The organism is Arthrobacter sp. sptzw42 (assembly GCF_059089685.1).
Genome location: NZ_JBNHEX010000003.1, coordinates 372,276 through 393,871, shown reverse-complemented (window position 1 = coordinate 393,871; position 21,596 = coordinate 372,276). Strand labels below are relative to the sequence as shown.

General features: G+C 65.3%; 21 protein-coding genes. 11 read left to right on the top strand and 10 right to left on the bottom strand.

Annotated elements, in window-relative coordinates; translation table 11 throughout:
• Positions 1-11: 11 nt before the first annotated feature.
• The gene (locus AC5RT4_RS05910) at positions 12-1,523 is read left to right on the top strand and encodes a nucleobase:cation symporter-2 family protein (RefSeq protein ID WP_494041415.1); all 1,512 of its coding nucleotides are present in this window, start codon (positions 12-14) and stop codon (positions 1,521-1,523) included.
• Positions 1,524-1,594: 71 nt separating this feature from the next.
• Here AC5RT4_RS05910 and AC5RT4_RS05905 read toward each other — a convergent pair whose 3' ends face one another.
• Positions 1,595-2,350 (bottom strand): IclR family transcriptional regulator, encoded by a 756-nt coding sequence (locus AC5RT4_RS05905; protein WP_494041414.1) that lies wholly within the window; start codon positions 2,348-2,350, stop codon positions 1,595-1,597.
• A 211-nt stretch (positions 2,351-2,561) separates the two neighbouring features.
• On the opposite strand from AC5RT4_RS05905, the gene AC5RT4_RS05900 reads away from it, so the two are divergent.
• The 5 genes from AC5RT4_RS05900 to AC5RT4_RS05880 all read left to right on the top strand — a co-directional run bounded on the left by AC5RT4_RS05900 (position 2,562) and on the right by AC5RT4_RS05880 (position 8,983).
• A complete protein-coding gene (locus tag AC5RT4_RS05900) occupies positions 2,562-4,001 on the top strand; it encodes an NAD-dependent malic enzyme (RefSeq protein ID WP_494041413.1) in 1,440 nt (479 codons plus the stop codon).
• A 37-nt stretch (positions 4,002-4,038) separates the two neighbouring features.
• Entirely contained in the window at positions 4,039-5,637 is a 1,599-nt protein-coding gene (gene aceB / locus AC5RT4_RS05895; protein WP_494041412.1) for a malate synthase A, read from the top strand.
• 3 nt (positions 5,638-5,640) lie between these two features.
• Entirely contained in the window at positions 5,641-6,939 is a 1,299-nt protein-coding gene (locus tag AC5RT4_RS05890; protein ID WP_494041411.1) for a DUF6986 family protein, read from the top strand.
• Complete coding sequence (locus AC5RT4_RS05885) at positions 6,932-7,744, top strand: bifunctional allantoicase/(S)-ureidoglycine aminohydrolase (RefSeq protein WP_494041410.1); 813 nt, start codon at positions 6,932-6,934, stop codon at positions 7,742-7,744. The genes AC5RT4_RS05890 and AC5RT4_RS05885 overlap by 8 nt, the downstream gene beginning before the upstream one ends.
• An 87-nt stretch (positions 7,745-7,831) precedes the next feature.
• The gene (locus tag AC5RT4_RS05880) at positions 7,832-8,983 is read left to right on the top strand and encodes a serine hydrolase domain-containing protein (protein WP_494041409.1); all 1,152 of its coding nucleotides are present in this window, start codon (positions 7,832-7,834) and stop codon (positions 8,981-8,983) included.
• Between the two features lie 76 nt (positions 8,984-9,059).
• On the opposite strand, the gene AC5RT4_RS05875 is transcribed toward AC5RT4_RS05880, so the two are convergent.
• Complete coding sequence (locus AC5RT4_RS05875; protein ID WP_494105140.1) at positions 9,060-10,241, bottom strand: zinc-dependent alcohol dehydrogenase; 1,182 nt, start codon at positions 10,239-10,241, stop codon at positions 9,060-9,062.
• Positions 10,242-10,417: 176 nt separating this feature from the next.
• Here AC5RT4_RS05875 and AC5RT4_RS05870 point away from each other — a divergent pair, with 176 nt between their 5' ends.
• A complete protein-coding gene (locus AC5RT4_RS05870) occupies positions 10,418-10,666 on the top strand; it encodes a hypothetical protein (RefSeq protein WP_494041407.1) in 249 nt (82 codons plus the stop codon).
• 11 nt (positions 10,667-10,677) lie between these two features.
• Here the strand turns inward: AC5RT4_RS05870 and AC5RT4_RS05865 are convergent, their stop codons facing one another.
• From AC5RT4_RS05865 to AC5RT4_RS05855, 3 genes are all read right to left on the bottom strand, one after another.
• Positions 10,678-11,397: an HAD family hydrolase gene (locus AC5RT4_RS05865; protein WP_494105139.1), complete on the bottom strand. Its 720-nt coding sequence runs from the start codon at positions 11,395-11,397 to the stop codon at positions 10,678-10,680.
• Entirely contained in the window at positions 11,397-11,687 is a 291-nt protein-coding gene (locus AC5RT4_RS05860; RefSeq protein WP_494105138.1) for a hypothetical protein, read from the bottom strand. Before AC5RT4_RS05860 ends, AC5RT4_RS05865 begins: the two co-directional genes overlap by 1 nt.
• Before the next feature lie 116 nt (positions 11,688-11,803).
• On the bottom strand, positions 11,804-13,612 hold the full coding sequence (locus AC5RT4_RS05855) for a glycoside hydrolase family 15 protein (RefSeq protein WP_494105137.1): 1,809 nt from the start codon (positions 13,610-13,612) through the stop codon (positions 11,804-11,806).
• 86 nt (positions 13,613-13,698) lie between these two features.
• On the opposite strand from AC5RT4_RS05855, the gene AC5RT4_RS05850 reads away from it, so the two are divergent.
• Both AC5RT4_RS05850 and AC5RT4_RS05845 read left to right on the top strand, forming a co-directional pair.
• Positions 13,699-14,430: a DUF72 domain-containing protein gene (locus tag AC5RT4_RS05850; RefSeq protein ID WP_494105136.1), complete on the top strand. Its 732-nt coding sequence runs from the start codon at positions 13,699-13,701 to the stop codon at positions 14,428-14,430.
• 66 nt (positions 14,431-14,496) lie between these two features.
• Positions 14,497-15,588, top strand: coding sequence for an App1 family protein phosphatidate phosphatase (locus AC5RT4_RS05845; protein ID WP_494105135.1), 1,092 nt, complete (start codon positions 14,497-14,499; stop codon positions 15,586-15,588).
• 66 nt (positions 15,589-15,654) lie between these two features.
• Here AC5RT4_RS05845 and AC5RT4_RS05840 read toward each other — a convergent pair whose 3' ends face one another.
• Positions 15,655-17,232, bottom strand: coding sequence for a glycoside hydrolase family 1 protein (locus AC5RT4_RS05840; protein ID WP_494105134.1), 1,578 nt, complete (start codon positions 17,230-17,232; stop codon positions 15,655-15,657).
• A gap of 165 nt (positions 17,233-17,397) precedes the next feature.
• Here AC5RT4_RS05840 and AC5RT4_RS05835 point away from each other — a divergent pair, with 165 nt between their 5' ends.
• Positions 17,398-18,741 (top strand): AAA family ATPase, encoded by a 1,344-nt coding sequence (locus AC5RT4_RS05835; protein ID WP_494105133.1) that lies wholly within the window; start codon positions 17,398-17,400, stop codon positions 18,739-18,741.
• 67 nt (positions 18,742-18,808) lie between these two features.
• Here the strand turns inward: AC5RT4_RS05835 and AC5RT4_RS05830 are convergent, their stop codons facing one another.
• The 3 genes from AC5RT4_RS05830 to AC5RT4_RS05820 form a co-directional block, all read right to left on the bottom strand.
• Positions 18,809-19,186, bottom strand: a complete 378-nt coding sequence (locus AC5RT4_RS05830; RefSeq protein WP_494041399.1) for a hypothetical protein — start codon at positions 19,184-19,186, stop codon at positions 18,809-18,811.
• A gap of 83 nt (positions 19,187-19,269) precedes the next feature.
• Positions 19,270-19,692, bottom strand: coding sequence for a J domain-containing protein (locus AC5RT4_RS05825; RefSeq protein ID WP_494105132.1), 423 nt, complete (start codon positions 19,690-19,692; stop codon positions 19,270-19,272).
• 82 nt (positions 19,693-19,774) lie between these two features.
• On the bottom strand, positions 19,775-20,200 hold the full coding sequence (locus AC5RT4_RS05820; protein WP_494041735.1) for an Hsp20/alpha crystallin family protein: 426 nt from the start codon (positions 20,198-20,200) through the stop codon (positions 19,775-19,777).
• 137 nt (positions 20,201-20,337) lie between these two features.
• Between AC5RT4_RS05820 and AC5RT4_RS05815 the strand changes: the two genes are divergently transcribed.
• A complete protein-coding gene (locus AC5RT4_RS05815) occupies positions 20,338-20,658 on the top strand; it encodes a MerR family transcriptional regulator (protein ID WP_494041397.1) in 321 nt (106 codons plus the stop codon).
• Positions 20,659-20,730: 72 nt separating this feature from the next.
• Here AC5RT4_RS05815 and AC5RT4_RS05810 read toward each other — a convergent pair whose 3' ends face one another.
• Complete coding sequence (locus tag AC5RT4_RS05810) at positions 20,731-21,534, bottom strand: phosphatase PAP2 family protein (RefSeq protein ID WP_494105131.1); 804 nt, start codon at positions 21,532-21,534, stop codon at positions 20,731-20,733.
• Positions 21,535-21,596 lie beyond the last annotated feature (62 nt).

Here is a 21,596-nt window from a genome sequence, read left to right as displayed (position 1 = left end):
GAAAGTCTGCCATGAACACCAAAAACCCCTTCAAAGGCGCCTCCAGACAACACAGTAAGCGCGCCGTTTCCAACAGGCCCGAAGATGAGCGCCTGTCCGTAGGAAGCAGTTTCGCCTACGGCTTCCAACACGTCCTGACAATGTACGGCGGCATCATCGCTGTTCCGCTGATTGTGGGCCAGGCCGCCGGGCTGTCACCTGCGGACATCGGCATCCTGATCGCGGCCGCCCTCTTTATGGGCGGCCTGGCCACGCTGCTGCAGACCATCGGCGTCCCTTTCTTTGGCTCGCAACTGCCCCTGGTGCAGGGCGTATCGTTTGCCAGCGTTGCCACAATGGTCGCCATCGTCAGCGGCGGCGGCGGGCTCCCGGCAGTCTTCGGGGCAGTCATGGTCTCCGCGGCGATCGGCCTGCTGATTGCGCCGGTCTTTTCGAAAATCGTCAGGTTCTTTCCGCCGGTAGTGACCGGCACCGTCATCACCACCATTGGCCTGACCCTCATGCCGGTTGCCGCCAACTGGGCGATGGGCGGAAACCGGACCGCAGAGAACTACGGGAGTACGGCGAACATCGGCCTCGCCGCCGCCACCCTGGTGCTGGTCCTGCTCCTGAGCAAGGTGGGCAGCGCAACGCTTTCCCGCCTGTCCATCCTCCTGGCGATGGTGGGCGGCACCCTTATTGCCGTCATCACAGGCATGGCGGATTTTTCCAAGGTGGGCAACGGCCCCATCGTTGCCTTTCCAACCCCGTTCCACCTCGGCGCTCCGACCTTTGAAATCGCGGCCATCATCTCCATGGTGATCGTGGTGCTGGTGATCCTGACTGAAACCATGGCCGACATCCTCGCCGTAGGCGAAATCGTCGGGACCCGGACGGACTCCAAGCGGATTGCGGCAGGCTTGCGGGCAGACATGGGTTCGAGCCTGATCGCTCCTATTTTTGGCTCATTTACCCAAAGCGCCTTTGCCCAGAACGTGGGCCTGGTGGCTGTCACCAGGATCAAGAGCCGCTACGTAGTGGCGGCCGGTGGTGTGATCCTCGTACTGCTGGGTCTCCTGCCGGTCCTGGGCCGGGTCGTCGCCGCCGTGCCCACCGCCGTCCTTGGCGGTGCAGGCATCGTGCTCTTCGGCACGGTGGCAGCCAGCGGCATCAGGACGCTGGCAAAGGTGGAGTACCGGAACAACATGAACCTGATCATCGTGGCCGCCTCCATCGGGTTCGGCATGATTCCCATCGCCGCCCCCACCTTTTACGATCAGTTCCCGTCCTGGTTCAGCACCATCTTCCACTCCGGCATCAGCTCAGCAGCCGTGATGGCCATCCTGCTGAACCTGCTCTTCAACCACCTCAAGGCCGGCAACTCGGAAAACCAGTCGGTGTTTGTGGCCGGTACCGGGCGGGTGGTCCGGGAAGAGGACCTGAAATGCCTGGCGGACGGCGACCGCTTCGAGGGCGGCAAGCTCATCGACTGCGACGGCAAGGAAGTCCCGGTCCAGTCGTCCGAAAAGGCGTCAGAGCACTAGCACCGCAACAAAAGAACGACGGCGGCCCGCTTGAGGAAGGAGCGGGCCGCCGTCGTGCTCAGCATGGCGCGTCAGGTGCGGTTAAGCTCCAGGGAGATGGCCTCGGCCGCCTCGCGGAGCACGGGCACAGCCTGGTCGGCGAAGTTCCCGTCCACCCGTGACACCGGCCCGGAAACGGAAATCGCCGCGGGAGTGGGCGCGTTGGGCACGGCCATGGCGAAGCAGCGCACACCCAGCTCCTGCTCCTCCTCGTCAATGGAGTAGCCGCGTTCCCGGATGAGCTTGAGATCGGCCAGCAGGTCCTCGACATCTCCGATGCTCTTGGCCGTGGGGGTTGGCATCCCGGCACGGGTAACGATCCCGCGGACCGTGTCATCATCCAACTGGGCCAGGATGGCTTTGCCGACGCCGGTGGCATGGGTGTGGGCGCGCCGGCCCACCTCGGTGAACATCCGCATCGAGTGCAGCGACGGCACCTGCGCCACATAGATCACCATGTCCGAGTCGAGCACGGCCATGTTGGAGGTTTCCCCCAGCCGGTCCACCAGAGTCTTGAGCTGCGGGCGGGCCACGGCGCCAAGCTGCTTGTTGGCTCCTTCCCCCAGCCGGATGAGCCGCGGGCCCAGGGCATACCGCCGGTTCGGCAGCTGCCGGATGTAGCCCAGCGACACCAGTGTCCGGAGCAGCCGGTGGATCGTAGGCAGCGGCAGGTCCGTAGAGGAGGACAGTTCGCTAAGAGTGACGTCGCCGCCGGCGTCTGTGATCAGTTCCAGCAGTTCGAAGACGCGCTCAACGGATTGGACGCCACCTGCGGCTTTCTCAGCCATGTACCAGTCTCCTGTGGACTCGGATTCCGACAAGTCTTATCCGCATCGTGAAAAGAATTGCCCTAATGCTCTCAAGATACAGCACCTGTCTTATGGAAGCGATGACGAACCGGAAGGGGTTGTCTTTCCACTAAGTAGATAATAATATCCATAATACGAAAACATTTTGTTTCAGCAGCTGCCCGTCCCGGGCCGAAGAAGAGGACATTCAATGGCGAACCCCAGCCCCGGAAATTCGATCACCCTGCGCGTGGAAGCACCCTCAAGCTTCAGCGCCACCAGCGAGCTCGCCGCGGCCGTCGGCGCCGCGGGTGCAGCCATCACCGCCCTGGACGTCAGTGAGTCCCACCACGAGACCCTGGTGGTCGATGTCACCTGCAACACCACCGACGACGAGCACGCCGGCAGGGTCAAAGACGCCCTCAACGCGCTCGACGGCGTCACGGTCCAGCACGTCTCGGACCGCACCTTCCTCATGCACCTGGGCGGCAAGCTGGAGGTCGTCCCCAAGGTGGCCCTGCGCAACCGCGACGATCTCTCCCGCGCCTACACTCCCGGCGTCGCCCGCGTCTGCCTGGCCATCGCCGAGGATCCCGCGGCAGCCCGCAACCTGACCGTCAAGCGCAACACCATCGCCGTTCTCACCGACGGTTCGGCCGTCCTGGGCCTGGGCAACATCGGCCCGGCAGCGGCGCTGCCGGTGATGGAAGGCAAGGCGGCGCTGTTCAAGCAGTTCGCCAACGTTGACGCCTGGCCCGTCTGCCTGGATACACAGGACACCGAGGAAATCATCATGATCGCCAAGGCCATGGCTCCCGTGTATGGCGGCATCAACCTGGAAGACATCGCAGCCCCGCGCTGCTTCGAGATCGAAAACCGGCTCCGCGAGGAACTGGACATCCCGGTCTTCCACGACGACCAGCACGGCACCGCCATCGTCACCCTCGCTGCCCTGGTGAACGCGCTCCGCGTTGTGGGCAAGAAGCTTGATGAGGTTCGGATTGTAGTTTCCGGCGTCGGCGCCGCAGGCTCCGCCATCATCCAGCTGCTGAAGGCCCAGGGCGCACGGCACATCATCGCCGCAGGCCGCTCTGGCGCCATCCACTCCGGCGAGAAGTACAACGACGAGCACCGCAGCTGGATTGCCGCGAACACCAATGAAGAAGGCTTCGCCGGAACCCTGCACGATGCACTCGAAGGTGCCGACGTGTTCATCGGCGTCAGCGCCCCGCACGTGATCGGCGAGGAGCAGGTTGCCGCCATGGCAGAAAACGCCATCGTGTTCGCCATGGCCAACCCCACGCCGGAGATCGATCCCGTCGTCGCCTCCAGGCATGCCGCAGTGGTGGCCACCGGCCGGAGCGACTTCCCCAACCAGATCAACAATGTGCTGGCCTTCCCCGGCTTCTTCCGGGGCCTGCTGGACGCCGGAGCCTCGGACATCACCCCGGAGATGCTGGTGGCCGCCGCGGAGGCCATCGCCAACCGGGTAGCTGACGACGAGCTCAATGCCAGTTACATTATCCCCAGCGTCTTCGATCCCCATGTTGCCGCCGATGTTGCCTCAGCCGTTGCTGCCGCCGCCCACGCTGCCAACGTGGCAACCGCGGCTGCAGCCAAGGAACTCGAAGAAGCCCTGGCCGGCGCCTGATTCACTGCCTGACTTCAGTACAAGGAAAGGACCAGAAATGGCCATCACTGTCACAGATCCCCGGCCCATCGACCGCGCGGAGGAGATCCTCACCCCCGAGGCGCTGGCCTTTGTGGAGGAGCTGCACACCCGCTTCGCCGGCACCCGCAATGAGCTCCTGGCAGCCCGCGCCGTCAAGCGGCAGCGAGTGGCGGAAACGGGAAAGCTTGACTTCCTGCCGGAAACACAGGACGTGCGCGACGGCGACTGGAAGGTTGCGCCCGCGCCCGCACCCCTGCAGGACCGCAGGGTGGAGATGACCGGTCCCGCGTCGCCGGCGAAGATGGCCATCAACGCGCTGAACTCCGGTGCCAAGGTATGGCTCGCGGACCTTGAAGATGCCAGCACGCCCACCTGGGGCAACGTCATCGACGCCATCCTGAACCTTCGCGATGCCGCCAGGGGCACCCTCAGCCATACCTCCGCGGAGGGCAAGGAATACAAGCTCCGCACCGACGCGCCGCTCGCCGTCGTGGTGGCCCGCCCGCGCGGCTGGCACATGCAGGAAAAGCACCTGCTCATCGACGGCGAACCGGCCGTGGGCGCGCTGGTGGACTTCGGCCTGCACTTCTTCCACGTGGCCAGGCAGCTGGTCCTCAACGGACAGGGCCCCTACTACTACCTGCCCAAGATGGAGAGCCACCTCGAGGCCCGGCTCTGGAATGACGTCTTTGTCTTCGCGCAGGATCAGCTGGGACTGAACCAGGGGACCGTCCGTGCCACTGTTCTGATCGAAACCATTCCGGCCGCCTTCGAAATGGACGAGATCCTTTACGAACTGCGGGACCACGCTTCCGGCCTGAACGCCGGCCGCTGGGATTACCTCTTCAGCATCATCAAGTACTTCCGGGACGCCGGCGAGGAATTTGTGCTCCCGGACCGTGCCTCTGTCCTGATGACTGCGCCGTTCATGCGTGCGTACACCGAACTGCTGGTCAAGACCTGCCACAAGCGGGGCGCCTTCGCGATGGGAGGCATGGCAGCCGTCATCCCCAACCGGCGCCACCCCGAGGTTACCGAGGCGGCCTTCGCCAAGGTCCGCGCGGACAAGACCCGCGAGGCGAACGACGGCTTCGACGGTTCCTGGGTGGCCCACCCGGACCTGGTCCCGACGTGCCGTGAGGTGTTTGATTCCGTGCTCGGTGACAGGCCGAACCAGCTGGACAAGCAGCGGCCCGAGGTGTCCGTCACGGCCGGGCAGCTGCTGGATATCGCCTCAGCCGGCGGCCAGGTGACGGAGGCGGGCCTGCGGCTGAACCTCTACGTGGCCGTTGCCTACACTGCCGTGTGGCTTTCGGGCAACGGTGCTGTGGCCATCCACAACCTGATGGAGGACGCCGCCACCGCGGAAATTTCCCGCTCGCAGGTGTGGCAGCAGATCCGCAACAAGTCCGTGCTTGCGGACACCGGCAACACTGTTACCCGGGAGCTGGTGGAGCGGATCCTCGGGGAGGAAACCGAACGGCTGCGCACTGAATTCGGCGATGAAGCCTTCCGCCGCTACTACAAGCCGGCCAGCGACCTGATTGCAGGCATTTGCCTCTCCGAGGACTACACGGACTTCCTCACCACCCCGGCCTACGAACTGGTGGGCTGAGGCATGGCAGGACCCAAAGTGTCACTGTCGCCAACGGACCTGGCAGATATTGACGGGCAACTGGCCGCCACGGACCGCCTGCTGGAGCGCAACTACCCCGGCGACGACGGCTCCCGCCAGCCCGTGCACACGGTGTACGTGCCCGCGGACCGCTTTACGCCGTCGTTCGCTGCCAGCTGGGGTGCAGAGGCGCTGGCGACGGCCGAGGCGCACGGGGGCCTCCACAAGCTGGGCGCGCTGCTCGGCCAGGACGCCGCGCTGGCGGAGGCGGTTGCCTCCCGCGTCGAGGCCAAGCTTGCCGGTGAACCAATCGAGGACCTGCGGCTGGACTTTGAGGACGGCTTTGGGGACAGGGGCGACGACGCCGAGGACACCGCCGCCGTCGCCGCGGCGTCCGCAGTGGCCGCCGCCGTTACTGCCGGCTCTGCTCCACCGTTCATCGGTATCCGCTTCAAGTGCTTCGAGGCTGCCACCCGGGCCCGCGGGCTCCGCACGCTGGACCTGTTCGTTTCGGGACTTGCTGCCGCAGGTGAACTGCCGGAGGGGCTGGTCCTGACCCTGCCCAAGGTCACCACCGTCGCCCAGGTCCGGGCGATGGACTACGCGGTCTCCCGCCTGGAGGAAGTGCACTCACTGCCTTCCGGCCGGCTCCGCTTCGAGGTCCAGGTGGAAACCCCGCAACTCATTCTCGGGCCGGAGGGAACGTCTCCGGTGGCGCAGCTGCCGCACGCGGTTCCGGGGCGGATCAGCGGCCTGCACTATGGCACGTACGACTACTCGGCGTCGCTGCAGGTTGCCGCCGAATACCAGTCGATGGAACACCCGGTGGCGGACTTCGCCAAGGAAGTCATGCAGCTGGCCGTGGCCGGTACCGGGATCCGGCTCTCCGACGGCTCCACCAACATCATTCCGGTGGGTGACAACGTGGAGAACGCCTGGCAGCTGCACGGGCGACTGGTGCGGCGGTCCCTCGAACGCGGGTACTACCAGGGCTGGGACCTGCATCCCGCGCAGCTGCCCAGCCGCTTCGCCGCCACCTACGCCTTTTACCGGCAGGGGCTTCCGGCCGCTGCGGCGCGGCTGCGGAACTACGTGGAGCAGACTGAAGGCGGGGTCATGGACGAGCCCGCCACCGCCCGTGCCCTGGCAGCGTTTGTGCTCCGCGGCGTCCAGTGCGGAGCAGTAGGTGCCGATGAAGTCCAGGCACTCGCCGGCGTCGGAATCGCCCAACTTACTGCGCTGGCCCACCCGCGGCTCGCAGCCACCTCCAATTCTCCAGCAAAGGACCTCCTTCATGGGTAAGTACTACTCCCCCACCGGCGGGTTGCCGCCGCAGACCCACCTCACCACCGAACGGGCCATCGTCACCGAGGCCTACACGGTGATCCCCAAAGGTGTCATGACAGACATCGTGACCAGCAACCTGCCCGGTTTCAGCCACACCCGTTCCTGGATTATTGCCCGTCCCATTTCGGGCTTCGCCACCACGTTCTCGCAGCTGATCGTGGAGATTGGCCCCGGCGGCGGCGCTCCCAAGGCCGAGTTCGAAGCCGGCGTGGAAGGCGTCGTTTTTGTGACGCGGGGCAAGGTCAACCTCACCCTGGACGGCGAACTGCACCAACTGGAGGAAGGCGGCTACGCCTACCTGGCCGCCGGCTCGGAGTGGGGCCTGGAGAACGTCTCCGACGACGTCGTCTCCTTCCACTGGATCCGCAAGGCCTACGAACGCCTCGAGGGCTATGAGGCCAAGTCCTTCGTTACCAACGAGAAGGACGTGGAGCCGACGTCGATGCCGGACACTAACGACGTCTGGAAGACCACCCGTTTCACGGACTCCAGCGACCTGGCCCACGACATGCAGGTCAACATCGTGACCTTCCAGCCGGGCGGCGTTATCCCGTTCCCGGAAACCCACGTGATGGAACACGGCCTGTACGTCCTGGAGGGCAAGGCCATGTACCTGCTCAACAATGACTGGGTGGAGGTGGAGGCCGGCGACTTCATGTGGCTCCGTGCCTTCTGCCCGCAGGCCTGCTATGCCGGCGGCCCCGGTGAGTTCCGGTACCTCCTGTACAAGGATATGAACCGCCAGGTCCGCCTCACCTAAGCGCCCTCCCCCAACCAGGCAGCGCTAAGTGTCGTATTGGAATCCCAAAACCGCACTTTGCGCTACCTGGCGGGGGCAAGATTGGTTATGGGCACAAACCGGGGCGGGTGGAAGGCGATTGCAGCGACCCTGTTCTCCGTCCTGCTGCTGGCCGCCTCGGCGGGCTGCATTGAGGAACCGCCAGCCCCGGAGCCGGACAAGCCCGCCGCCTTCGCCCTTCTGGAAGATTTCAGCGCCCGCATGCTGGAGGAAGGTGCCCCCGCAGTCCTGATCTCCGTCCGGGACCGGGGCCAGACCTGGACACATGCAGCCGGCGTCCGGAGCCTCGATTCCCGTGAACCTGCCACGGTTGCCGATCCCGTCCACGTAGGCACCGTCACCGAAACCTTCGTTGCAGTCTCCGTGATGAGGCTGGTGGAGGAGGGAAAGCTTTACCTGGAGGCACAGGTCAGCCGCTATCTGCCCGAGTTTGGGACCGTGCTCCACCCGCCCGGGCCGGTCACAGTCCGCCAGCTTCTGACGCACGAATCCGGCCTCCCCGACTTCACCGTCCCCCTCCTGGCCTCCGGACCATGGGAGGAGACAATGAACCGGCCGCTCAGCCTGGAACAGCAACTCGCTCTGGCCGCCACCGTGCCCTGGGACGGCCGGCTGACGCGGATCTTCGACTATTCCCGCTCAAACTACGCAGCCCTCGCGCTGATCGTTGAGCGGCTCCGCGGCCAGCGGATCGGACAGGTCCTGGCTGAGGACCTCGCCGGGACCCTGGGCCTGAAGTCAACTCGGCTGGGCGGGCCGGCGCCCAAGGACATAGTTCATGGTTACGTCACTGTGGAGGGCGCCCGCAGGGACACAACCATGCTGGCCTCCCATACCGGGAGGCCTGCCACTGGAGCCGTGTCCACCGTGGAGGAAGTGTCCCGTTTCTACGCCGCGCTGCTGCAGGGAAGGCTGCTGACGCCCGAAAGCGTGACAGCCATGAAGGGCGGCTACTCCCAGTATTACGGCTTTGCCCTGCGTCGGTGGAACAACACCTGCAACAACCGCTTCTACTACGGCCTACCCGGTGACACGGACGGCTACGGCATGGTGTCCATGACCAGCGAGGACGGCAGCAGGCAGCTCACCATGGCCCTCACCTACCCACCGGCCCCACCGACCCTGGAATCCAACCCGCTGGTCCTCGAACTGCAGGACGTGGCCCAGGAAGCCATGAACAGTTTGTGCGGGCCGACCTGACCCGCAGCCAGCGCCGCCATGCAGGGTTTAGGGACGCTCACTGCGGGCCAGTGGGGCAAGGCATCAGGGTCAGGGCTCAGGCGCCCGGGTTGAGGACCACCTTGATGCAGCCGTCCTCCTTCTTCTGGAACTTTTCGTACAGTGCCGGTGCGCCTTCCAGCCCCGATCGGTGGGTGACCAGGTCCATGACACCCAACGGATCGGCGTCGTCCTCCACAAGGGGAAGAAGGTCATCTATCCATCGCTTCACGTTGCACTGCCCCATCCGGAGCTGAATCTGCTTGTCGAACATGGTCAGCAGCGGCATGGGGCTGGCCTGCCCGCCATAGACCCCGCTCAAGGAGACGGTTCCGCCGCGCCGCACCGCGTCGATGGACGCATGCAGGGCAGCGAGCCGGTCCACGCCTGATGTCTCCATCGCCTTCTGGGCCAACTTATCCGGCAGGAGGCCCAGCGCCTGGTGCGCGAAACCCGCCACCGGCGATCCGTGGGCCTCCATACCGACGGCGTCCACCACCGCGTCAGGTCCGCGTCCGGCGGTCATCTCCCGCAACTGGTCTGCGATGTCTTTGGTGTAGTCAAGCGTCTCAATCCCGTGCCGGGCTGCCATGTCACGCCGCTCGGGAACCGGATCAATGCCAATGACGCGCAGGCCGCGCTGGACCCCGATGCGGCCCGAAAACTGTCCCACGGGCCCCAGCCCGAACACTGCCAGTGTTCCGCCGGCGGGGGTGTCGGCGTACTCCACTGCCTGCCATGCGGTGGGAAGGATGTCAGAGAGGAAAAGGTACCGCTCGTCCGGCAACTCGGTGCCCACCTTAACCGGGCCGTAGTCGGCGTGGGGTACGCGCAGGTACTCGGCCTGCCCGCCGGGAACGGAACCGTAAAGCTCAGAGTAGCCAAACAGTGCGGCGCCGGAGCCCTTGTCCTTGACCTGGGTGGTTTCGCACTGGGACTGCAGGCCCTGGGCGCACATGTAGCACCGGCCGCAGGAGATGTTGAAGGGAACCACCACCCGGTCCCCCTTGCGAAGGTTGGTGACGGCGCTTCCCACCTCTTCGACGATACCCATCGGTTCGTGGCCGATGACGTCGCCCTTGTGCATGTAGGGACCCAGGACTTCGTACAGGTGCAGGTCTGATCCGCAGATCGCGGTGGAGGTAATCCGGACTATGGCGTCCATGGGTTCCTGGATCACCGGGTCAGGTACTTCTGCCACACTCACGGAGCGCTTACCCTGCCATGTCAGTGCTTTCACAATTCACCTTTCCTGGAAGTTATTCACTGCAGCCGGACATGCCGCGCATCCTTCGACGCTATCGGCTCCTGCAACAAAAAGTAAGCAGGCTGACTAAAATCCTTGTTGTCACGGCCTGCAGCTTCTAGCGTAGGAAGAGGCATACCCACAGGACTCACCAGCGAAAGAGGAACAACATGTCGCTTTACCAGCCCGAACCGGTCGAGATCTCCACCCGCATGCGCCCTGGGGAGTGGACGGAGGAAAGCCTGGAACTGCTTGTGGAAAACTACCGCGAGAGGATCGTGGAGATGGGCGCCAGCCCATCCGATGTGGTGACGGATATCGACCGCAGCGACGACGGCGGGGTGCGTGTCGCGGTTTCCTGGGCCAAGCCGGCCAACGCGGGTGACGAGGACACGGTAGCCGGCGGCCAGACTCTCTGACGCGCTGCTCGTCAGGCGTTCGGCGCCAGCGAGAGGAGCCTGCCGATGGCGCTTGTGGCGAGGTTGTCCAGCAGGTCCCGCGGTCCCTCATAAACCTCTACTGCCCCCGCCTCCAGCAGTTCACCGGCGCTGACGCCCCCGCAGGTCACCGCAATAGCCGGCATGCCCAGGGCGCCAGCGGCCTTCATGTCCCACACGGCGTCTCCCACGTACACGGCGTCGGAGGCCTCAACGCCAAGTGCCTCCAACGCCGCCACGAGGATGTCCGGGGATGGCTTGCTTTCCTTGGCGTCGTCGGCGCTGGTGGCTGCATCGATGAAGGCATCCGAATCCAGGTGGGCCTTCATGACCTGCAGATCCTGCTTGCGCGCCGAGGAGGCAAGGGCCACCGCGAGCCCCGCCTCGTGGCATTGCGCCAGCAACTCCTGGACGCCGTCGAAGGTACGAAGGCTCGGCCAGTGCGAGGCGTACAGCGCGGCGTGGCTGGCCATGATGTCAGGATCAAGGGACCGCTCACGGCCTGCCGGCAGGAGGTTGTCCACCAACCGGTCGCCGCCCATTCCCACGTAGTGGTGGATGGAGGCCATCGGAATATCGTAACCGTGCTGTCGGAAGGCGCCCCACCAGGAAATGGTGTGGATGTAGGACGAGTCGATCAGGGTGCCGTCGATATCAAAGAGGATCCCCTGCCGGCGCCGGCCGCCAGGGGATCCAGAGTTCTGCGCGGCCATTAACCGACCGCTGCCCGCCTGGCTCCGGGAGTTTTCCTGGCCCGGGCGGCGTCATCCTTGGCCGTGCTTACGGGACGCACGCGCTCCCGGATTACCGTGCCGGCGCCGTCGTGGCTCTTATCCCGGATAAGGCCGGTCCCGGCGATTTCCCGCGCCATTGCCACTCCGGCGACCGCTGCCCTTTTGGTAGGAAAGGTTACCGAGATGGCCATCAGGTTCCCGGTCCCGTCCATCATGCGAATTCTGTAGCCGCCGTCAGGCGCATCCACGAGCTCAAAATACCCGGCCATTTGCAATCACTCCTCCGTCAGTCACGGCAATGTGCTTACTGGGAGCACTCCATGAGGTTTTAGTAAGTATACTTATCTGTTCCGCGAAGGAGAAGTGCCACCCTGAACGCACCGCCTCAGCGCGCCGGCGCCGTTTCCGGCGGGATAGGGGTGTCACTTCGCCGAACCGTATCCTGATGCAGCTCCAAGGCGCTTGTCACAAGCGCGAAGTGACTGAAGGCCTGGGGCGTGTTGCCCAGCTGGCGGCCCGCCCGGACGCCCCATTCCTCACTCAGCAGCCCCACATCGTTGCGCAGGCCCAGGAGGCGCTCGAAGAGTTTCCTCGATTCCTCGTGGCGGCCCGCGCCCAGCAGCGCCTCCACGAGCCAGAAGGAACAGGCGAGGAAGACGCCCTCATCCCCCGGCAGGCCGTCGTCGCTCTCGGCTGGACGGTACCGGAGCACGAACCCGTCCTCGGTCAACTCCCGCTGGATGGCTTCGATGGTTCCGCCAACGCGGGGATCGTCAGGCGGCAGGAACCCCACCCGCGGGATCAGGAGCAGGCTTGCGTCAAGCTCCGGGCGCCCATAGGACTGCACAAACGTGTTGCGGCGGGCATCAAATCCGTTGTCCATCACATCCCGGTGAATGGTGTCGCGGAGTGTTTCCCAGCGCTCCACCGGCCCGGGCAGTCCGGACTCGCGGACACCCTTCACCATCCGGTCCGCGGCAACCCACGCCATGACCTTGGAATGGGTGAAATGGCGGCGTGGGCCGCGCATTTCCCACAGCCCGTTATCCGGCTGGTCCCAGATGGTCTCGAGATGCTCCATCAGCGCCACCTGTACATCCCAGGCCTCATCGGAGTGCGCGAGCAGGGAGTTGCGCGTGAGCGCAAGGCAGTCCAGCACCTCCCCCCAAACGTCGAGCTGGAGCTGTTCTGCCGCCCCGTTGCCGATGCGCACCGGGGACGAGTTTTCGTAGCCCTTCAGCCAGGGCAGCTCCATCTCGGGCAGGCGCCGTTCGCCATGGATCCCGTACATGATCTGCAGGTCCGCCGGATCACCGGCCACGGCCCGCAACAGCCAGTCCCGCCAGGCGGCCGCTTCGGCGGTGTAACCGGCGGCCAGCAGAGCCTGGAGCGTCATGGTGGCATCGCGAAGCCAGCAGTAGCGGTAGTCCCAGTTGCGGGGGCCGCCCAGCTGCTCGGGCAGCGAGGTGGTCACTGCCGCCACGATACCGCCGGTGGGGGCGTACGTCAGGGCCTTCAGGGTCACGAGGGACCGGATCACTGCCTCCCGGTATCTGCCCTCGACGGTGCACTGCGAGGCCCAGCCCCGCCAGAACGCATAGGTGGTGCCCAGTACTTCCTCGGCATCGACGGTATGCGGCCGCCCCACGTGGCTGGGCGCCCACGTGAGGACAAAGGGGACCCGTTCCCCTGCATTGACGGTGAAGTCGCTGACGGTGTGCATGTTCTCGCCGTGCAGCGGGGCGGGGGTGACAAAGTAGACGGCATCGGGGCCGGCAATCGCGTGCAGGCCGTATTCGTCCCGCCGCACCCAGGGGATGATGTGGCCATAGTCGAAACGGAGGGTCAGTTCCCCATGCATCCTGACGCTTCCGCTGACGCCTTCGACAATCCGGACAATGTCCGCCACCGAGTCCCGGGGAGGCATGAAGTCGATGACACGTACAGTTCCTTCGGGGGTTTCCCACTCCGTTTCCAGGATGAGGCTCCCGTCCCGGTAGCCCCGGCGCGTACAAGGGCCCCCGGCGGCAGGCGCCAGGAGCCAGCGGCCGGCGTCGGGCGTGTCCAGCAGTGCGTTGAAGCACGCGGGGGAATCAAACCGGGGAAGGCAGAGCCAGTCGATGGAGCCTTCCTTATTGACCAGCGCCCCGGTGTGGAGGTCGCCGACAACCGCATAATCTTCAATTCGCGCCATGCCCTTACCCTGCCACAGCCGGAGCCTCAGTGGACCGGGTGGAGGGGTGTAGCCTCAAAACAAAGCAGCAGTCACCGGAGGCATTCATGGCAATCCACATCGGCACCTCCGGATGGAGCTACAACCACTGGGAGAACGTCCTCTATCCTCCCAAGCTGCCGGTGAAGGACCGGCTCCAGCACTATGTGGCCCGTTTTCATACCGTTGAACTGAACGCCAGCTTCTACCGCTGGCCCCGGGACACGACGTTTGCCGGCTGGAACCGGCGGTTGCCGCCCGGCTTCAACATGTCCGTCAAGGCTCCCCGGGGCCTGACACACGCCAGGAAACTCTACGAACCCGAGGTGTGGCTCGAGCGCATCACGCGGTGCTGGCACGAGCTGGGCGATAAGCGGGCCGTCCTCCTGGTGCAGCTGCCGCCCGGCATGGAACGGGACGATGCCAGGCTGGACTACTTCCTGGCCGCTGTCCCGGACTGGATCCGCGTCACCGTGGAATTCCGCCACCCCAGCTGGGACTGCCCCGAAGTATTCGCCCTGCTGGAGCGCCACCAGGCTGCCTACTGCATCATGAGCGGCGCCAACCTTCCCTGCCTCCTGCGCACCACAGCGCCCTTCACCTATGTCCGGCTTCACGGACCGGACCACCAGCACCTGTATGCCGGCTCCTATTCCGACGCGGACCTGCAGTGGTGGGCGGACCGGATCAGGGAGTGGTCCGGCCGGGGGCTGGATGTTTACGCGTATTTCAATAACGACGGCGACGGCCACGCCGTGCGGAACGCCGAGACCCTGCGGGCAATCCTGGGGGAAGGATGACGTCACACAGGTCCCCGCAGCCCAGCGTTCCCATCCACGGGCGCCGCCCTGTGGCAGAGTGGAACCATGGACACGGCTCCGAATAATTCGTCAGAGAAAACAGCGCAAGCCAGACTGCCGGAAGCGCTCTCGGGAAACCGGGTGTTCCGGCTGGCACACCGGATCTCGGACACCGTAAACTCGGTGCGCATCCGGTTGGCCAAGCGCTGGAAGTTTGTCCCCCAAACGATTGCCTATCAGGGTTACGGCTCCACCACCCAGGTCCGCGTCCTCGGACGGGTCCTGCTGACGCAGAAACCGCTGCCCGGGAGCAAAGCGGAGCACGCGGCGCAGAACGGCAACCAGAACGTCCGCGGCTGGCGGGCTTTCACCAGCGTGCCGCTGCAATTCACCGAAGTCGAAATCACTATCGGCGACGTTGTCACCCACGTCCGGGCGGACCGGGGCGGGCTGGTTGACACCGAGGTCAACGTCCAGCTTTTACCTGGCTGGCACACCGCCGTCCTTCGGGCGGAGGGAACGGATCCTGTGGAGGCCCGGATCCGGGTTGTCGCACCGGACGTGAAGTTCGGGATCGTTTCGGACATCGATGACACCGTGATGGTGACGGCCCTGCCCCGGCCGTTCCTGGCCCTCTGGAACACCTTTGTCCTCAGCGAGCGGGCGCGCATGGCAACTCCCGGCATGGCTGTCTTGCTGGACCGGCTCACGGTGGAGCACCCCGACGCGCCGGTGATCTACCTGTCCACGGGGCCGTGGAATGCCGCCCCCACGCTGGCCCGGTTCCTGACCCGCAACATGTATCCGTCCGGCGCCCTGCTCCTCACGGACTGGGGACTGACGCAGGACCGCTGGTTCCGCAGCGGCCAGGACCACAAGCTCCGCAACCTGGCGCGCCTGGCCAGTGAGTTCCCGGACATGCAGTGGCTCCTGATCGGTGACAACGGCCAGCACGACGAGGCGATTTACTCAGAATTCGCACAGGAGAACCCGAACCGGGTCGCGGCCATCGCCATCCGGCAGCTGTCCGTCAGCGAGTCGGTGTTCGCCGGCGGCCACTCCGAGGACGGGGACCACACCACCTCCCAGGTACCGTGGATCTACTCGCCGGACGGTGCGGGCATGGCCAAGCAGCTCGCCACACTGGACGTCCTCTGACAAGCCTGGCCGGGAACCGCGGCTAACCATGTTTCCCGGCCCATAGCTTGCCGCTGGGGCAACTCCCTAGGCGCTGGCACCCAAAGGCGCGACGCCGTCGTCGGGCGCTTCGGTATCGAGCACCTCCGGATCCAGAACCCCGGCATCAAGGTCCCCGGACACTGCCGCCTGCGCGATGGCAATCTCCGCGGCGAGGGCAAGGTCCCGCTCCTCGATCAGTTCCTGGAACCAAAAGTAGGAGGCCTTGGGCGTACGCTCCAGGGTTTCGCGGTCCACGTGGAGCAGCCCGAAAGGCTGGTTGTAGCCGGCGGACCACTCAAAGTTGTCCATGAGGGACCAGACGTAATAGCCGCGCAGATCGATGGATTCGGCGTCACCGCCCGGAGCAGTGGCCCGCAGCGCTGCCTCCAGGTGGTCCGAGAGGTATTTCAGGCGGCGCTCGTCGGGGATGAACCGCGTATTGGTGGACTTGTCCCGGACGAGGATGTCCTCGAAGCTGGCCCCGCCCTCGGTGAGGATTACCGGCGGCAGGTTTGGATAACGCTCCGCCATCTCCTTCAGGGCCACCGCCATGTACTCGGGCTTCACCGGCCAGCCGTAAGCCGTGATGTCCGCTTCCGGCCAGGTCTCCACATGGAAGGGCGTTCCGCCGCTGCCCGCAGCACTGAGGTCGCTGCCCATCGCCTCGGCCATGCTTGCCGGCACGGCGCCGCCGCCCGGCCCCACAGCCACCTTGGTGGGCATGTAGTAGTTCAGCCCGTAGAAATCAAGCGGCTGGGAGATGAGTTCCATGTCTTCGGGCGGGTGCTCAAAGGAACTGAAGAACTTGGCCGCGCGGATCAGGTCCGGATACTTCCCGGTGAGCACGGGGTCCGCATAAAGCCGGTTCTGCGCCAGGTCCATCAGGCCAGCGCTGATGTAGTCCAGCGGGTTGATGGTGTTGGGCACCATGGGCGAGTAGACGTTTGTCATGCCGATTTCGCCGGGAACCTTCGCGGCCCGCAGGGCCTGCACAGCCAGGCCGTGGCCCAGCAGCTGGTGGTGGACGGTGGGGAAGGCATTCAGGACCAGCTCCTTCCCCGGCGAGTGCAGGCCGAGGGAATACCCGTTGGTACTCACGGTGGCGGGCTCGTTGATGGTCACCCACCTCGCCACCCTGTCGCCGAACGCCTCGGCCAGGATGCCGGCGTACTCCCCCAGCCGGTAGGCAGTATCGCGGTTCATCCAGCCCCCTGCCTCGTCCAAGGCCAGGGGTGTGTCCCAGTGGTAGATCGTGGCCATGGGCGAAATTTCGTTGGCGAGGAGTTCGTCAAGGAGCCGGTCGTAGAAGGCCAGGCCGGCCCGGTTGGCAGGGCCGCTGCCGGTGGGCTGGATGCGGGGCCAGGCGAACGAAAACCGGTATGAGTCCACGCCCAGCTGCTTCATGAGCGCCACGTCCTGGGGCATGCGGTGGTAGTGGTCGCAGGCCACCACCGGGCTGTGGTCCTCCACAATGGCACCCGGCTTGGCAGCAAACACATCCCACCCGGCAGGTCCCCGGCCGTCCTCCTCCAGCGCGCCCTCAATCTGGAAGGCGGCAGTGGCTACCCCGAGCGTGAACCCCGGCGGGATGAGGGCCGCGAGGTCCTTGGCGGAAATATGCATTGAGTAAACCCTTACTACGGACAGGACGGTACAAGCGAGGGTCCTAGAACCCGCGCGAGGTCAGGACCATATCCTCGCATGATTCCCAAGCTGCTGGTGAGCGTGCTGCTAGGGTCTGGGAATGGATGAAAACTGGGGAAGTTCATCGACAATTTTGCTGATTTGGTGCAGCTGGCCCAGGCCCGCAGCCATCGGCGCGAGGCCGGAGTGCAGCTGCTGGATACGGTAACGGCGCACGTGGGCCGGGCTGCTGAGGACCTCGCCGTGGTGGAGGAACAGATACCGCCGCACAGATTCGTGGATGCAGACATCGTGACGGCGGAGATCGCGGCGCTGGATCCTGAAAGCCGGTTGGTGGGAATTGGCGGCGGCGGCCAGCGGCACCACCAGTCGTTGAGCGACATGCTTCAGCAGTCACAGGCCTTTCCCCAGTTTCCGATTGCCCAGCCCGACTACGTCAACCTGGCCGTAGGGCCGGACTCCCAACGCCAGGCAGTGGCTTTCGGGCTGCGCCTGTTGACGTATGACGGCGGCCGGCTGGCTGTGTTGCAGCGCGCGGCGGATCCGCGCTCCGGACGGCAGACAGCTGCCCTCGAGGTGGTGGCGGAAAACACTGGAACGGGGGCGGCGTTCCTCGCCGGGTACCGGCGACGGATGGACAGCCAGAGCGTCTTGAAGGGCCAGGTCATTTCCCTGACCATGAGTGAGTTCGGGCCTGGCAGCGGCGGGGTGACCTTCCATCACCGGCCAAACCTGCCGGGGCAGGACGTCATCCTTCCGGCGGGTCTTCTGCAGAAGGTAGCGGGTCACGCCGTCGGTATTGCCGGCCACCGCGAGACCTTGAAGCGCCACGGCCAGCACCTCAAGCGCGGCATTTTGCTCTACGGCCCGCCCGGTACAGGCAAAACGCACACCGTTCGGTACCTTCTTGGACAGAGTCAGGGAACCACTGCCATCCTCCTCAGCGGCGGCTCCCTTGCCCGCATTTCGGAGGCGGCACGGATGGCCCGGGCTTTGCAGCCCTCGATGGTGGTGCTGGAGGACTGCGACCTGATTGCGGAGGACAGGAGTTTCGGCCACGGGCCGCAGCCGCTGCTTTTTGAGGTCCTGGATGCCATGGACGGCCTGGATAACGACGCTGACGTCGCCTTTGTCCTCACCACCAACCGGCCGGACAGGCTGGAGCGGGCGCTGGCACAGCGGCCCGGCCGGGTGGACCTGGCCGTGGAGATCCCGTTACCTGCGCCGGGCGAGCGGATTGAGCTGATCCGCCTCTATGGCCGGCGTGCCGGTTTCAGTCCTGACGCCGTGGCTGCCGCCGCCGAACGTACCCACGGAACCACTGCATCGTTCGCCCGTGAACTGGTGCGCCGGGCGGTCGTTGCTGCAGCCCTCGAGGACGTGCCGGTGTCCGACACCCACCTGGCTGCGGCCACCGAAGAACTTTTGGGCGACGCCGAATCCCTGACCCGGAGCCTGCTGGGCAGCGGCGCCGCCGGCACCGCTTGACCTCACCTACGCCGGGCAAGGGGCTTCCGGGACCCGCTGGCCGCCTGGGCACCACTGGCCCAGAGGCTTACTGTTCACCGAACAGGAATTCCTTCGCGTGTGCCACGGCCTTGCGGAAGGCATCGTTCCGGAGCGTAACGAGGTGCTCGGTGTCGCCGTCGGCCGGTTCCAGGTACCCGGTGTAGCCGGGCCGCAGGACCCAGATGTCACCGGCGGGGGGAAGATAGAACACACCGAAGGACCGCTGCTGCCTTTCGTCGTTCGTCCAGACCGGCACTACGGCGAGCGCCGCGCCCGTTGCGGGGTTGATCCACTGGGCTCGGGGTAGGGGTTCCTCGTGGGCTTCCGGATCCAGGAACGGCGCGGTGCCTTTGCCCCACCGCTGCTCGAAGCGCTCGTGGAACACCGGCATCAGGTGTGAATCGTAGCGGCGCCAGTCGCTCATACAGTTCTCTGCCTCCTCAAGGTGGTGCTCCCGGGGACGGTCCCGGACAGCTTCGACGTCGAAACGCAAGGGGCACCGGGTACCTAGGCCCAGGGGCCGCTTTCCCAGCGCACGGGGGTGACACGAATAGCATCCCCGGGTGAGCCGGCCGGGGTCCGGACCTTGCGGACCGGGATGTCGGTCCCGGTCCGGGACGCCGGTGCTGTACGGGCTGTCGGCCCTGCCGCGGCTTCACGGTCATACGCCGCCCGCCGGGCAGGATCGCGGAGGACCGCAAAGGCCTGCATGATCCGCAACAGTTCCGCCTCAGGCGGCGGTGTGCCTCCACCTGGGTCAGTCCTCTGCCCGCCGTGCTGCACACCCTGCTGCCCGGCTGCGGCAGCCCGGCCCCCCTCCATGTCCGGATGGTGGCTGCGCATCAGGGCCCGGTAGGCGCGCGAAATCTGCTGCTGGGTGGCGTCCCGCGGGACGTGCAGCGCGGCGTAGTAGTCCGGGGTTTTGCTCATCCTCACTCTTCCGGTCCGCTGTTGTGCCGATCGCGCGGCGCAGGGCGGCCAGGGCAACCCTGCGCCGACGCCACCACCTGCTTTAGGTTCCGATCTGCTGCATCTGGCCCTGTTGCGTCTCAATCTCGATCTTGCGGGGCTTGGCCTTTTCCGCTACGGGGATACGCAGGGTCAGGACGCCGTTGTCGTAGCTGGCCTTGATGTTGTCCGTGTTCAAGGTGTCGCCCAGGATCAGCTGCCGGCTGAAGACGCCGCGGGGACGCTCGGAAGCCACCAGCTCTACATTGGGCTGGGTGGGGTCCTGCCGTTCCGCCCGGACCGTAAGGACGTTGCGTTCAACGTTCAGGTCCAGTGAATCGAGCTTGACGCCCGGAAGATCAAAGGCCACCACGAACTCACCGTCTTCCTGCCAGGCATCCATGGGCATGGCGGCCGGGCGGGCGGCGGTTCCCAGGACCTGCTGCGTGAGCCGGTCCAGCTCACGGAACGGATCGGTGCGCATCAACATCATTTCCCACTCCTTCAGCTTGTTAGATGTTGGATCGGTGCGGTATCCAACTCCATGATCTATGGTGATGGATATAGATTTTTTATAGCACCCGTGGGACACTGAGGCAAGACTCATCAAAGTTTTTTGGAGAACTGATGGCGGAGCAGAAAGCAGGGCGGGACCCAGTGCCCGCAAAGGGACGTGCCCTCTATGCCATTTCAGTTGCGGCGAAACTGGCAGGCACGGGCCAGCAGAACATCCGTCTCTATGAGACGCGCGGGCTGCTGACGCCGTCGCGCACTTCCGGCGGCACGCGGCAGTACAGCGACGCGGACATTGCGGTGCTGCTGCGGATCGGGGAACTCCTGGAACAGGGACTGAACCTCGCCGGAGTGGCAAAGGTCCTGGAACTGGAGGAAGCCAACATCAAGCTTCACCGGGCGCTCAAGCGTGCCCGGTCCCGGCCGCCTGCCTGACAAAGCCCAGGAGCCTGCAGCCGGGGCAAGACAAAGCGCCGCCGGGCCCACATGCCTGCCGGCCGCGCCAACTCAGTCGCGCGGCGCATCCGCCTTCGACAGTTCGCCGGTAATCCGCTCGCCCGGAATCCGCGCTGTCCGCCAGGTATCGAGGGCAATAACGCCACCCAAAATGACCAGGGACAGCGAAAGTGACGCCAGGGCATCGCTGAGCCAGTGGTATCCCAGGTACAGCCGGCTCAGCGCTGCTAGCACAATGCCGATCCCTGCGCCAACAAACCCCAATAAGGCAGCCCGCCGGTTACTGCGCCGGGAGTAGATCAAAAAGGCACCCACCAGCAGGAAGTCGCATGCTCCCAGGACGTGCCCGGACGGGAACGAGAAGGTGTGGTCAATGCCAAAAAGCATTTGATCCACGGGGGGTCGGGACCGCCTCACAATATGGAGGATGATCTGCGAAATGATCACGCCGGTAAGCATTGCGGCGGCCAGCAGCATTGGGCGCCAGGCATGCTTCGCAGAAAACCCCCAAGCCACAACCACCACCAGCACGATGCTGGGGAGGGCAATGGGCCCGAAGACCACCGCCAGGACGATCATTGCGACGGTAAGGGCTTCGGACCTCAGCCCGAGCAGCCAGTCCCGGGCGGGACCGTCGGCTGCGGACAGGCCATCGGCCTGCAGGACGCTGACCAGGGTGGTGATGAAGAGCGCCACCCCCACCACGGCGAGGATGGCGGCTGCGCGGTACAGGCCGCGCCGGTCCTCCGGCTCCAGATAACGCTCCTCCACTACGAACTTGTCGTGGAAGGCCCGCCATTTGCCGGCGCTCTTTCCAATAGCTCCGGATCCTGCTGATCCCTGGTGTCCTGTCATGCCCATCCCTAGGTGAGAAATGCTTAGGGTGAAGATTATCCCGTCTGCCCTGCTTTGATCAG